The sequence below is a fragment of the Sulfitobacter sp. M368 genome, from assembly GCF_025141875.1.
Classification (GTDB): Bacteria; Pseudomonadota; Alphaproteobacteria; order Rhodobacterales; family Rhodobacteraceae; genus Sulfitobacter; species Sulfitobacter mediterraneus_A.
This window is the reverse complement of the sequence record NZ_CP081113.1, coordinates 2,661,169-2,674,970: the sequence shown is the minus strand read 5'-3', so window position 1 is coordinate 2,674,970 and position 13,802 is coordinate 2,661,169. Positions and strand designations below refer to the sequence as shown.

The window sequence follows — 13,802 nt, the reverse complement described above, 5'->3', positions numbered from 1 at the left end:
TAGACCGCATTTCCCTCACGTCAGGTGTTTTTTGCATCCTCAATCGCGCCGGGCAAGGCGGCGGCCAGCGCGTCAAGCTGCGCATCTGTGCCACAGCTGATCCTGATACAGCGGTTTTGCGGGGGGGCGAACGGCATCCGCACAAAGATCCCGCGCGCGACCAGCCCATCCAAAACCGCCTTGGCAAATACACCATCTTTGCCGCAATCCACAGCAACAAAATTCGCAGCAGAGGGCAGGGCGGTCAGCCCGTTGTCGGCAGCAATCTGGCCAATCCTGCTGCGCGATCTGGTGATCTGATCCAGCGTTCGCGCCAGCCAATCCTGATCTTGCAATGCTGCCAATGCCCCGGCCTGTGCGGCGCGGTTCATGCCAAAATGGTTGCGCACCTTGTGAAAGGCGGTGATCAGCTCCGGCGCGGCGATGGCATATCCAACCCGTGCTCCGGCAAGGCCATAAGCCTTTGAAAATGTGCGCATCCGGATCACCCTCGGGTCATCCTTGGGCAGTGGCAGCTCTGTGCCCTTCGGTGCGCATTCCACATAGGCCTCGTCCAGAACCAAAAGCGAACCCGCCGGTAAATCCTCCATCGCGCGGGCCAGAGTGGCTCCGCTGTGCCAAGTGCCCATCGGGTTGTCGGGATTGGCCAGATACACCAGCTTGGCATCCAACTCTGCCGCCTTGGCAAACAGGGCAGAAGGGTCTTCGTGATCGTCCCGGTAAGGCACCTTGTGGATTGTACCGCCGTAGCCTGCCACATGGTAGTTGAAGGTGGGATAGGCGCCATCAGAGGTCACCACCGCATCGCCCTGCCCGACGAACAGGCGCACCAGATAGCCCAGCAGTCCGTCAATGCCTTCGCCCACGATAATGTGATCCATGGTGGTGTCGTGTTGTGCGGCCAAAGCGCGGCGCAGCTCATAGCTTTCTGCATCGCCGTACATCCAGTGTTCGGTCTCTGCCATGGCCTGGACCGCCTTGGGGGAAGGGCCAAATACATTCTCATTCGCGCCAATCCGCGCGACGAACGCACGGCCAACCTGCCGTTCATGGGTGTCGGGGCCAACAAACGGCACAGTGGCAGGCAGGGATTGGGCAAGCGGGGTAAGGCGATATCGGGTCATGCAAAGGTGATAGGCCCAGCCGGGGCAGGGGGCAAGGGTTGCAAATGCACCATGGATGCTTACATGAGAATCATTCTCAACTAGGGGCATCCATGGGAAACCTCACCAGACGCGGCTTTATCGCCGCAACCTTGGCCGCCAGCACGGTCCGCAGCGTCCCGATGCTGACCACCAAACCCGTCGCGCGGCGGGTTCTGACGCTGGTCTATGACAAAAGCCTCGGCATGATGCGGGCGGTTGACCGGCTGGTCCCTTAAAATCCCCCACTGCCGCCACGTTCTGCTTTTCACCCAGAACCGGATCGGGTGTTATGCCTCTGCCCATGCAGGAGGACACCATGGCCCGCGTTACCGTTACCTATGAAAACCACATCGCCTTTGTGCGCCTGACCCGCGCCGACAAGATGAACGCCGTTGACCAAGCCATGATCGACGGGATCATCGCCGCTGGCCAGGAAATCGCCGAAAGCAAGGCGCGGGTGGCTGTCATCTCGGGCGAAGGTAAGGCCTTTTGTGCCGGGATCGACATTTCGGGCCTGTCGGGCATGATCGGCAAAGACCCCGCAGAACTCCTGATGCCGCGCACCCACGGCGATGAAACCACCAACCAATGGCAAGAAGTCGCGATGATCTGGGCGCGGCTGGACATTCCGGTGATCGCGGCGGTGCATGGGGTCTGCTTTGGCGCTGGACTGCAATTGGCGCTGGGTGCGGATATCCGTATCGCTGCGCCGGACGCCAAATTTGCCGTCATGGAAATGAAATGGGGTATCGTGCCGGATATGGGCGGGATGGTCCTGTTGCCCAAACTGGTGCGCAGCGACGTGCTGCGCCTGCTGACCTATACAGCAATGCCAGTGGATGCAGCGCAGGCACTGGCTTGGGGGCTGATCACACAAACGGCGGATGATCCGCTGGCAACGGCAACCGAACTCGCAACTGTTATCGCTGGCAAAAGCCCCTCTGCCATCCGCGCGGCCAAACGGTTGATTGCCTTGGCCGAAACCGACGACACCAATGCGGTCCTGCTGGCGGAATCCCAAGAACAAGTGGCGCTGATGGGCAAACCCGAACAAATGGAAGTCGTTGCAGCAGAGTTCGGAAAACGCCCCGCCAAGTTCGACTAATTCGCCCGCGATTCGAAGCGGGGTCAGGGATCGCACCGCGACCGCGCCATCGGCGCGGCCTGTCCTTGACGCCGCTGCGACTCGCAAACACCCTTGATCAAGGTCGTTCAGGACGCATTGCGCCCTGAACACCGTCTCAGCAAAATCAGACCCGTTAGCCTTGCCTCCAGCATCACCGTGATTGGCTCAGGCTGCGACAAGCACCGATAACAAGCACCGCGCATCGCGCGGCCTTTGAATCACTCCATCTCGGCCAGACGGTCCAATGCCGCCTGAAGCTGGTCGGCCTCTTCCTGTCGCGCATCCAGATTGGCCTGCGCCTCGGCGACAACCTCTTCGGGGGCGGAGGCAGCGAATTTGGGGTTGTTCAGACGCCCCTTCAGACCGCCAATCTCTTTGCCCAGCTTGTCCAAGGATTTCTGCAACCGCGTCTTTTCCTCGCCAATATCAATCAGCCCGGCCAAAGGCAGGCCAAAGCTGGCCCCCGGCACCGCAATCGAAACCGTCCCTTTTGGGAAATCGCCAGTTTTTTCAAGGCTTTCCACACGGGCCAAACGCTTAATCATCACCTCGTTGCGATCCCAGGCAGCCTGTCCAGCCGCATCCAAATCCGTGACCAGCATCGGCACCTTCAACCCCGCAGGCACATGCATCTGTTGGCGCGCCGACCGGATGCTTTCGATCAGGCCAATCACCCAGTTCAATTCGCGGTCCGCATCAGCATCCAGCAAATCGGTGGTGCTGTAGGTCGGCCAATCGGCATGCACCAACATCTTGGCGCGGCTGGCGGTGGTCTGCCACAGCTCTTCGGTGATGTAGGGCATGATCGGATGCATCAGGATCAGACATTGATCCAGCACCCAGCCCATGGTCTGGCGGGTCTCGGCGGCCTCAGGTGCATCGTCCTGCAACAGCGGTTTGGACAATTCCACATACCAATCGCAAACCTTGCCCCAGACAAAGGCATAAAGCGCATTGGCCGCATCGTTGAAACGGAAATTCTCCAGCGCCTGATCCACCTCTTCGCGGATCCGGGCACATTCGCCGACAATCCATTTGTTCAAAGTGGCTTCGGGCTTGGGCATCTCGGCTTGCGTGCCGGTGAACACACCATTCATCTCGGCAAAACGGTGGGCGTTCCACAGCTTGGTGCCAAAGTTGCGATAACCCGCAATCCGCGCTGTCGACAGCTTCAGATCGCGACCCATGGCAGCCATTGCCGTCACGGTAAACCGCACCGCATCCGCGCCGTATTCATCAATCAATTCAAGCGGATCAAGCACGTTGCCGAGAGACTTCGACATCTTCTTGCCCTTCTCGTCACGGACAAGAGCGTGGACATAGACGGTGTCGAAGGGCTTTTGATCCACCACGGCATATTGCATCATCATCATCCGGGCGACCCAGAAGAAAATGATGTCAAAACCGGTGATCAGCACCGAGGTGGGGAAGTATTTTTCAAGCGCTTCGGTTTGGTCGGGCCAGCCGAGGGTGCCGATGGGCCAGAGGCCCGACGAGAACCATGTGTCGAGGACATCGGGGTCGCGCCAAAGCCTGACAGGCTGGCCCGAGTCATCGTCGAACTCCAACGATGTGGAGTCGGCTGGTCCTTCACATTCCTCTGCAACAAGATGGCCAAAAGCGCCGGTATCTCCGTAATAGGCAGCAGCTTTTTCTAACGCTTCCTCAAATGTCGCAGCGCAGAAATGCACGGGCTTTTGGGGGGCCCAGATATCATATTCGCCACCATCTGCGGTTTTACCCTTGATCACAGAGGGCCCGTACCAAACCGGGATCTGATGCCCCCACCACAGCTGGCGTGAAATACACCACGGCTCGATATTCTCCAGCCAGTGGAAATACACCTTTTTGTCCTGCTCAGGCATGATCTGCACATCGCCGTTGCGCACCGCGTCAATGGCGGGGCCGACGATCTTGGCGGTGTCCACGAACCACTGATCGGTCAGCATCGGCTCAATCACCACTTTGGACCGATCGCCAAAGGGCTGCATGATCTTCTTGGCCTCGACCAAGGGTACAGGACCGGCCTCAACTTCGGCTTCGTCCTGTTTCTTCTTTTTCTTCGGCTTGCCCAGACGCGGATCATCGGCATCGGTCATCACCGCGAGACCCTCGGCGGTGATGTCGGCCACCACGGCTTTGCGCGCCTCGAACCTGTCCATGCCGCGATAGGCGTCAGGGACAAGGTTCATCGCGGCGATCTTCGCCACGTCGAATGCTTCCTCGCCAGCCGCGATGCGTTGGGCAATCGCGGCTTCTTCGGCGTAGGGGCGGCCATCGGCCCGCATGGCGCCCTTGGTGTCCATGAGGTTGTACATCGGAATGTTGCCGCGTTTGGCGACCTCATAGTCGTTGAAATCATGGGCGCCGGTGATCTTCACCGCGCCAGAGCCAAAATCCTTGTCCGGATATTCGTCCGTGATGATCGGGATCAAACGGCGGCTTTCCTTGGGGCCAACCGGAATTTCGCAAAGCTGGCCGACGATGGGCGCATAGCGTTCATCGGAGGGGTGCACCGCCACAGCGCCATCGCCCAGCATGGTCTCAGGCCGCGTGGTGGCGATGGAGATGTAGTCACGTTCCTCTTCCAGCGTGACGTTGCCGTCCTCGTCTTTTTCGACATAGGTGTAAGTGGCACCACCGGCGAGCGGGTATTTGAAGTGCCACATGTGGCCGTCAACTTCGATGTTCTCGACTTCCAGATCTGAAATCGCGGTCTCGAAATGCGGATCCCAGTTCACCAGACGCTTGCCGCGATAGATCAGGCCCTTGTTGTACATCTCAACAAAGACCTTGATCACCGCATCGTGGAAATTGCCCTCTTCGCCCGCAGGGGCATTCGGTGCGCCGGACATGGTAAAGGCATTGCGATCCCAGTCACAGGAGGCGCCAAGGCGCTTGAGCTGGTCAATGATGGTGTTGCCGGATTCGGCCTTCCATTCCCAGACTTTTTCAAGAAACGCCTCGCGGCCCATTTCACTGCGGGAGGGTTGCTGGGTCTCGGCCAGTTTGCGCTCCACCACCATCTGCGTGGCAATGCCCGCGTGGTCCTGACCGGGCTGCCACAGCGTGTCAAACCCGCGCATCCGGTGCCAGCGGATCAGGATGTCCTGCAGCGTGTTGTTGAACGCATGGCCCATGTGCAGAACGCCGGTGACATTGGGCGGCGGGATCATGATGGAAAAGGTCTCATCCCGGCTGGCATTTGCGCCCGCTTTGAAGGCCCCAGCCTTCTCCCATGCCGCATAAAGCCGCTTTTCCGCTTCGGCAGCGTCGAATGTTTTGTCCAGAGCCATGATCGTAAATCCTGTGGTCGTTTGGGATGGGGGTCTACCGGAGGATTGCAGCAAGGGAAAGGGTGGCCGGTCGCCGCTCCTGCGCAAAAGCCCAGATCGCCCCGCCCCACGGCCCGTGTTCTAGCGCTGCCGCCGCAAAAGCACGGCGAAAGCGGTGAGAGCGGGAGAGTTTTTGGAGCCAAATGAAACGGGATAAGGGCATGCCCCTTGTTGCACAGACTTCGTTTAATGTCAGAGCGGTTGTATTGCGTCATTTGGCAAGAAAAACTCTACCCTGCGTTACCAGCGCGATCTGCCGGTTCTGGCTGGACAAGCGGCCTCAGCCCTTTATCTGTTGTACCAGATATAGCGTTGGAGGTCCGCAGATGGATAAGTTTGGTAAAAGTCAGCCGGTCAAGCGGACCGAAGACATGCGGTTTCTCACCGGCGAGGGGCAGTATGTCGATGATATCGCGCCCGAGGGTGCGTTGCATGGTTTCTTCTTTCGCTCGCCGGTGGCCCACGGGGTGATCACCGAACTGGACGTCAGCGACGCTGCCGAACTTGAGGGCGTGCATCTGATCCTGACCTGCGCGGATCTTGAAGCGGCGGGCATGGATATTTCCATGGCCGGGGCCGTGGTCGACAACCGCGATGGCACCAAAGGGGCCGAGCCGCAGCGCCCGATGTTGGCCAAGGGCAAAGTGCGCTATGTGGGAGAACCGGTGGCCTTGATCGTGGCGGACACGCTGGCGCAGGCACGGGATGCGGCCGAGATGATCATGTTCGACGTCGACGATCTGCCGGCCAAGGTGGATATGGCCCGCGGCGGCGCAGCCGTGCACGATGAGGCGCCCGACAATTGTGCCTTTGATTGGGGCATGGGCGATGAGGCGGCAACGCAGGCCGCCTTTGACGCGGCGGCAAAGACCGTGGCCTTGCAGGTGGACGACAACCGCATCATCGTCAATTCGATTGAGCCGCGCGGCTGTTACGCCGAATGGGACAATGGCCGTGTGCATGTGTCGATCAACGGGCAGGGCGTCTGGGTGCACAAGGGGTTCTTGCAAAAGGCCTTTGGTCTTGAGGAAGAGCAGGTGCGCGTTACCAACCCTGACACCGGCGGCGGCTTTGGCATGAAGGGCATGACCTATCCGGAGTATTTCAGCGTGGCGCAGGCGGCGCGGGTCTTGGGGCGTCCGGTGCGCTGGATGTCGGAGCGGACAGAGGCGATGCTCACCGACAATGGCGGGCGTGATCTGACCTCATTGGCGGAATTTGCCTTTGACGAAAACCACAAGATCACCGCTTATCGGGTCAGCACGCGCTGTAACCTGGGCGCCTATAACTCGCAATTTGGCCAGCCCATTCAGACCTTGTTGTTCAGCCGCGTATTGATGGGTGTTTACGACGTTCAGACCACCTGGTTGCAGGTAGAGGGGTATTACACCAACACCGTGCAGGTGGACGCCTATCGCGGGGCCGGACGGCCCGAGGCGATTTATGTGCTGGAGCGGTTGATGGACCGTGCCGCCCGCGAGCTGGGCATTGACCCGTGGGAGCTGCGGCGCATCAACTTTATCAAACCGGACCAGTTTCCCTATACGTCGGCCACGGGTGAGACCTATGACGTGGGTGAGTTCAACCGCCTGTTGACGCGCATGGCAGCCGAGGCCGACCGCGCTGGATTTGAGGCCCGCCGCGCTGCGGATGCCAAGCGTGGTCTGCTGCGCGGGCAGGGCCTGTGTTACTATATCGAAAGCATTCTGGGCGATCCTTCGGAAGGGGCCAAGGTGGTCTTTGAAGAGGATGGCACGGTGAAGATCTTTGTCGGCACCCAAAGCAACGGTCAGGGGCATGAAACAGTTTATGCGCAGTTCCTGTCGGATCAGACGGGCATTCCCGCAGATCTGATCACCGTGGTGCAGGGAGATTCCGATCTGATCAAACAGGGTGGCGGCACCGGCGGTTCACGCTCGGTCACCACGCAGAACACCGCGACGCTGGCAACGGTTGCCAAGATGACCGAGGCTTTCACTGCCTTTCTGGCCGAGGAAATGGGCGTGCCTGCCAGTGCGGTTGAGTTTGATGATGAACGGTTCCGCGCCGATGGGTCCAACCTGACGCCCACGATGCTGGAGGTCGCCGAGATGGCCCGCGAGAAGGGGCGCGAGGATCTGCTAGAACATCACGAACGCGCCACCCTGCCGGGGCGCAGCTATCCAAATGGCGCACATGTTGCCGAGGTCGTGATTGATCCCGAGACCGGCGTTGTCACCACCGACCGATATACCGTGGTTGACGATTTTGGCAATCTTATCAACCCGATGCTGGCCGAAGGTCAGGTGCACGGCGGGGTCGCTCAGGGCATTGGACAGGCCGTGCAGGAACGGGTTGTCTATGACGAGGATGGCCAGCTGCTCACGGCATCGTTTATGGACTATGCCTTGCCCCGTGCGGCGGATCTTCCCAATATTTCTTTCACGTCAGAGCCGGTGCCCTCAACCGCCAATGTTATGGGGATGAAGGGCTGCGGCGAGGCGGGCACCGTTGGGGCGCTCGCGGCGATATCGAATGCAGTGCAGGATGCATTGTGGGATCAGGGGGTGCGGCAGGCGGATATGCCCTTCACGCCGCACCGAGTTTGGGAGATGTTGAAAGGTGCGTCCATCGCTGCGGAATGACAGCTTTCTGAGCCGCCTGTTCGGGCGGCTTTGGCACCGCCCTGCCTCTGACTTCGGTCCGCGGCGGGGCAACGTGACCCATGTGATCATCCTTGATGGCACGATGTCTTCATTGGACCCGGACGATCAAACCAACGCCGGCCGGGCCTATACCCTGCTGCGCGAGATGGGCAGCGAAATTTCCATCTACTACGAGCCGGGTTTGCAATGGCGCGACTGGCGGTCGGCGGTTGACGTGGCGATGGGGCGGGGGATCAATCGGCAAATCAAGCGCGCCTACGGGTATCTGGCCTCACGGTTTCGACCGGGTGACAAGATTTACATGCTGGGATATTCGCGCGGCGCCTATGCAGTGCGCAGCCTTGCCGGCATCATGGATCAGGTGGGCTTGCTGCGGGCCGATTGCGCGACCGAGCGGAACATCCGCGATGCCTACCGCCATTATGAGAACAACCCCGCAGGCGCAGCCGCCCGCGCCTTTGCCGATGTGCACTGCCACGAACGGGTTGAGATCGAGGCAATCGGCGTTTGGGACACCGTCAAATCACTGGGCATTAACGCGCCCGTGCTATGGCGCCTGACAGAGCCGCGCCATGCCTTTCACAACCATGATCTGGGCGGCACAATCCGCAACGGGTTTCAGGCCTTGGCGTTTCACGAATCCCGCCTTGCCTTCGCGCCGGTGCTTTGGGAAACCCATCCCGGTTTTGAGGGACATGTCGAACAGGTGTGGTTTCGCGGAACCCATGGCGATGTCGGCGGCCAGCTTGGCGGGTACGAGGCGGCCCGCCCCCTGGCCAACATCCCGTTGGTCTGGCTTTTGGCCCGGATTGAGGAAACCGGCTTGCCTATGCCCGCCGGATGGAAGCTGCGATTTGAGCAAGACATTGATGCGCCGTCGGCAGGCAAATGGCGCGGCTACGGTAAAATGTTCATGAGCCGCCGCAAGCGCAAGGTTGGGGCCGACCCGTCAGAGCGGTTGCACGAAACCCTGCTGGAATACAGCCAGAGGGCCAAACCCATCCGCGCAACCCTCGTTGATGCGGTCACGCGCTAACCCAGTTTCATGACGATGCAGGTGGTCGATCCGGTGGCATAAAGCTTGCCATCCTCAATGCCGCGAATTTCGCCGTGGGCCACACCGGTTGAGCGTCCGACGTGATCGGCGATCCCGATGCAGTCGATTTCCATGCCAGTCGGGATCGCCCGCAGGATGTTGATCTTGTACTCCAGCGTTGTGTAAACGCTGCCGCGCGGCACCTTGGTCATCACCGCGCAGGCCATCGCACTGTCAAGAAGCGTGCCGTACCAGCCGCCATGCACCGTGCCCATCGGATTGGTCATCATGAATGTGGGCGCACCCCGAAACACGGCGCGGCCGTCCTCGACGGAATGCAGGGCATAGCCCATGGTCTGCCCGATCGGCGGGCCGGGGTTGGTTCCGTCCACAATCCGCTGCATGAATTCGAGACCGGACAAGGCCAGTGCCTCGCTCTGGCTCAGCAGGTCTTCGGGGCGTTCGGCAACGCGGGGCATGGCTCTCTCCGATCTTGGTCCTTGCACAAATGCTAGGGTGCAAAACCGTGAAAGAGCAACCTGTTACGCCACGTCCGAAAGGGCAATCTGTGGCATGACACCCAGCGCCCGGCAAACATTGCGGGTCAGATCAGGGCGATTCAAGGTGTAGAAATGCAAGGCATCGACCCCTTCATCCACCAGTTTGCTGCACATCTCGGTGCACAGGGCCGTGGCCAGCAAATCATGCCGATCATCACGGATGGCCGCATCAAAGGCCTGATCCAGCCAATCGGGGATCGGCGTGCCGCAACGCTCGGCAAAACTGCGGGCGGATTTCCAGTTCACGATGGGCAAAATACCGGGGGTCACCGGCTTGTCGATGCCTGCCTTGGCACAGGCATCGCGGAATCGCAGAAAGCTGTCCGCATCAAAGAAAAACTGGGTGATCGCCTCATCCGCGCCTGCCTCGAACTTGCGTTTGAGCCAGTTTACATTGGCCTGCGCATCGGCGGCTTCGGGGTGCACATCGGGATAGGCGCCCACCCGAATGTTGAATGTACCAGTCTCCGCCAATGCGGTGATCAACTCGCAACTGTCTTCAAACCCGTCAGGGTGGGGGGTGAAACTGTCGCCCCCGCCTTCAGGATCGCCGCGCAGGGCAACGATGTCGGTCACACCGATCTCTGCATATCCTTTGGCAACCGCCAGCGTATCGGCGCGGCTGGCCCCGACGCAGGTCAAGTGCCCGGCTACCGGCAGCCCGGATGTGCGCGCCAGGACATGTGCGGCGTCATGAGTCAAATCGCGCGTTGTGCCGCCCGCGCCATAGGTGACCGAGAAAAACCGCGGGGCCAGCGGCGCCAGCGCCTGCGCGGTGTCCCACAGCTTGAACGCGGCATCGACGTTGCGGGGAGGGAAAACCTCAAAAGAAACGGCAGGGGTTGGCATATCGGTGATCCTCATGTGCGAATTTACCTGCTTGTCTCATGTTTGTTGATGTGAGACAAATTCATAACTTTCATCTTGAACATGAGTGATGCCTCATATGCACATCGAATTCCGCCACCTGCGTACCATTCAGGCCATCCACGAGGCTGGCGGTCTGGCCCGCGCCGCCGAACAGATGAACATCACCCAATCCGCGCTCAGCCATCAGGTGAAAGGGTTGGAGGATCAGGCCGGTGTGGAGCTGTTCGTCCGCCGCTCCAAACCGTTGAAGCTGTCGCCAGCCGGACAACGGCTGCTGAAACTGGCACAGCAGGTGTTGCCGCAGGTCCAGGCCTTGCAAGACGAATTTGCTGGTCTGCGCGAGGGCAGCACCGGACGCATGCATATCGCCATCGAATGCCACGCCTGTTTTGAATGGCTCTTTCCGGTGCTCGAACACTTCCGCCGCGCCTGGCCGGATGTCGATGTGGATATCCGTCCCGGACTGGCCTTTGACGCGCTGCCGGCGCTGCTGCGAGAAGAGGTGGATCTGGTGGTGTCTTCCGATCCCGAGGAACTGCCGGGCGTAAAATTTGTCGAACTTTTTGATTACAATCCGGTCTTTGTTGCTTCGGCCAATCATCCATTGGCGCAAAAATCCTATGTCGAGGCGGCAGATTTCCGCAGTGAAACCCTGATCACCTATCCTGTTGAACGCACAAGGCTGGATATCTTCAGCCAGTTGCTGATCCCCGCCAAAGTCGAACCCGCCGCCATCCGGCAGGTTGAACTGACGGCGGTGATCTTGCTGCTTGTTGCCTCAAATCGCGGCGTTTCGGTGTTGCCCGATTGGGTGGTGCGCGAAGTCAAGTACAGCTCTGACTACGTGACCCGCCCGCTGACAAAGGACGGCATCACCCGCCGCCTTTACGCCGCCGTGCGCGAGGATGATCTCGGCAAACCTTTCATGGATGAATTGTTGCGCCTGGCCGGTGAAGAGGCGCGCAAACTGCAGGCACAGTAGGGGGCCGGCCCCCATCGCCGCAAACGGCGATTCCCCCGGAGGTTTTTCTGGCCAAATGAAGCAGGGATCTTTCTTGCTTCATTTGGCCTTGGGGGCCGGGGCAAGGCACCGGATGTCAGCCGACTTTCACAATCGCTTTGCCCTGGTTGCCGCCGGTCAGCAACTCCATGAAGGCTTGCGGCGCGTTCTCCAGGCCTTCGGTGATGTCCTCTTTGTATTTGACCCGGCCATCGGCGATCATTGGGGCGACCTCAGCAACAAATTCCGGGAAGCGGTCCCAGTGGTTTGAGATGATAAAGCCGTTCACGCTGAGGAAATTGACGAGGATCGTCCGCCAGAGCTTGGGCGCGGTCAGCCCCTGACCCGCGGCGTTCGCACCAAGGCCACCGGCGTTGTACCATGCGATCATCCCGCAAACCGGAATGCGGCCATGGGGGTTCATCAAGGACAGCGCCGCATCCAGAACCGGCCCGCCAACGTTTTCAAAGTAGACGTCAATGCCATCTGGCGCGGCTGCCTTCATGGCATTGCGCAGGTCTTTGACGTTGTCATAGGCGCGGTGGTCGATGCAGGCGTCAAAGCCAAAGCTGTCTTTGGCCAAGGCACATTTGTCTGCGCCGCCAGCGATACCCACCGTGCGCAGCCCCTGCGCCTTGGCAAGCTGCCCGACCATGGAACCGACCGGCCCTGTCGCGGCGGCAACGGCAAGGGTTTCACCCGCCTTGGGGCGGCCATATTCCTTAAGGCCCAGCCAGCCGGTGAAACCGGGCATGCCCAGCACGCCGAGCGAGGTGGTCACGGGCGCTTGTGACGGATCCAGCTTGCGGCACATTTTGGCATTGGCGGTGCTGTGCGTGGCCCAGCCGAACGGGCCGAACACGTGATCGCCCTCGGCAAAACCCGGCGCGTTGGATGACAGGACCACACCAACGCTGCCGCCTTCCATCTTGCCACCGATGGGCACCGGGGCGGCGTAGGATTTGGCGTCGTCCATGCGGCCGCGCATATAGGGGTCCAGCGACATATGGCTGACCTTGACCAGGATCTCGCCCTCCCCGGGGGTCGGTATCGCGGCGGTTTCTAGGCGAAAATTCTCTTGGCTGGGCGCGCCCGTGGGGCGGCTGGCCAGCACGATCTGTTGCATCTGGTCGCTCATCTGTCTCTCCCTTTGATCTGTTGATTGGCGGTCATGGTGCCGCGTGGTGCAGCGATTGCAAGGGCAGATCAGAATCACGGTGCGTCAGTTTGGATCTGCCCCTTGGCATTCGCGGCATTGGCGCTTATACGCAGCGCCTGATCCATCGAAGGTACAGCAAATGGTTGGCAGTGCGAATCTCAACATCATGATCAAGGCTGCCCGCAAGGCGGGCCGTGCGTTGATCAAAGACTTCCGTGAAGTCGAAAACCTGCAGGTCTCTGTCAAAGGTGCCGGGGATTTTGTCAGCAAGGCCGATATCGAAGCGGAACGGACGCTGAAGAACGAGCTGATGGGCGCACGCCCGACCTATGGCTGGCTTGCCGAAGAGGGCGGCGAAGAGGTGGGGCAAGATCCTACGCGCCGCTGGATCGTGGACCCACTGGATGGCACGACCAATTTCCTGCACGGCCTGCCGCATTGGGCGATTTCTATCGCACTGGAGCACAAGGGCCAGATCGTTGCGGGCGTTGTCTTTGACCCCGCCAAGGACGAAATGTTTTTTGCCGAAAAGGGCGCGGGCGCCTGGATGAATGAAAGCCGGATGCGTGTGTCGGGCCGGAACCGGATGATCGAGAGCATCTTTGCAACCGGTCTGCCCTTTGGCGGGCGTTCTGATTTGCCTGCGACCTTGCAAGATCTGGCGCGTTTGATGCCGGTTTGTGCGGGCGTGCGGCGATGGGGCTCTGCGGCGCTGGATTTGGCTTACGTTGCCTCTGGCCGTTACGACGGTTTTTGGGAGCGTCGTTTGAATTCCTGGGATCTGGCCGCCGGCATGTTGATCGTCAAAGAGGCGGGCGGCTTGGTTGAGCCGATGAACCCTGCGGGCGACGTGCTGACCGATGGAGAGATCATTTGCGCCAATGAGGCGATCTTCTCGGGCTTTGCCAAGGTTGTGCGCGGTTAAT

General features: G+C 60.2%; 11 protein-coding genes. 6 read left to right on the top strand and 5 right to left on the bottom strand.

The features are described from left to right. Positions 1–20: 20 nt before the first annotated feature. On the bottom strand, positions 21–1,124 hold the full coding sequence (locus K3754_RS13370; RefSeq protein WP_259937940.1) for a pyridoxal phosphate-dependent aminotransferase: 1,104 nt from the start codon (positions 1,122–1,124) through the stop codon (positions 21–23). A 92-nt stretch (positions 1,125–1,216) separates the two neighbouring features. On the opposite strand from K3754_RS13370, the gene K3754_RS13365 reads away from it, so the two are divergent. Continuing rightward, on the top strand, positions 1,217–1,381 hold the full coding sequence (locus K3754_RS13365; RefSeq protein WP_259937939.1) for a Tat pathway signal protein: 165 nt from the start codon (positions 1,217–1,219) through the stop codon (positions 1,379–1,381). An 80-nt stretch (positions 1,382–1,461) separates the two neighbouring features. Beyond that, positions 1,462–2,250 carry a crotonase/enoyl-CoA hydratase family protein gene (locus tag K3754_RS13360; protein WP_259937938.1) on the top strand — a complete coding sequence of 263 codons (789 nt, stop codon included), beginning with the start codon at positions 1,462–1,464 and terminating at the stop codon, positions 2,248–2,250. A 239-nt stretch (positions 2,251–2,489) separates the two neighbouring features. On the opposite strand, the gene K3754_RS13355 is transcribed toward K3754_RS13360, so the two are convergent. Beyond that, positions 2,490–5,567 carry a valine--tRNA ligase gene (locus tag K3754_RS13355; protein WP_259937937.1) on the bottom strand — a complete coding sequence of 1,026 codons (3,078 nt, stop codon included), beginning with the start codon at positions 5,565–5,567 and terminating at the stop codon, positions 2,490–2,492. Positions 5,568–5,932: 365 nt separating this feature from the next. Here K3754_RS13355 and K3754_RS13350 point away from each other — a divergent pair, with 365 nt between their 5' ends. After that, positions 5,933–8,230 carry a xanthine dehydrogenase family protein molybdopterin-binding subunit gene (locus K3754_RS13350; protein ID WP_259937936.1) on the top strand — a complete coding sequence of 766 codons (2,298 nt, stop codon included), beginning with the start codon at positions 5,933–5,935 and terminating at the stop codon, positions 8,228–8,230. Between the two features lie 16 nt (positions 8,231–8,246). Next, a complete protein-coding gene (locus K3754_RS13345; protein ID WP_409202390.1) occupies positions 8,247–9,287 on the top strand; it encodes a DUF2235 domain-containing protein in 1,041 nt (346 codons plus the stop codon). On the opposite strand, the gene K3754_RS13340 is transcribed toward K3754_RS13345, so the two are convergent. Next, entirely contained in the window at positions 9,284–9,766 is a 483-nt protein-coding gene (locus tag K3754_RS13340) for a PaaI family thioesterase (protein ID WP_259937934.1), read from the bottom strand. The genes K3754_RS13345 and K3754_RS13340 overlap by 4 nt on opposite strands. A gap of 63 nt (positions 9,767–9,829) precedes the next feature. Continuing rightward, on the bottom strand, positions 9,830–10,696 hold the full coding sequence (gene metF, locus K3754_RS13335; protein ID WP_259937933.1) for a methylenetetrahydrofolate reductase [NAD(P)H]: 867 nt from the start codon (positions 10,694–10,696) through the stop codon (positions 9,830–9,832). 97 nt (positions 10,697–10,793) lie between these two features. Here metF and K3754_RS13330 point away from each other — a divergent pair, with 97 nt between their 5' ends. Then, a complete protein-coding gene (locus tag K3754_RS13330; RefSeq protein WP_203210621.1) occupies positions 10,794–11,699 on the top strand; it encodes a LysR family transcriptional regulator in 906 nt (301 codons plus the stop codon). A gap of 115 nt (positions 11,700–11,814) precedes the next feature. On the opposite strand, the gene K3754_RS13325 is transcribed toward K3754_RS13330, so the two are convergent. Then, positions 11,815–12,855: an NADP-dependent oxidoreductase gene (locus K3754_RS13325; protein ID WP_259937932.1), complete on the bottom strand. Its 1,041-nt coding sequence runs from the start codon at positions 12,853–12,855 to the stop codon at positions 11,815–11,817. A 160-nt stretch (positions 12,856–13,015) separates the two neighbouring features. Between K3754_RS13325 and K3754_RS13320 the strand changes: the two genes are divergently transcribed. Next, complete coding sequence (locus K3754_RS13320; protein WP_259937931.1) at positions 13,016–13,801, top strand: inositol monophosphatase family protein; 786 nt, start codon at positions 13,016–13,018, stop codon at positions 13,799–13,801. Position 13,802: the final 1 nt, after the last annotated feature.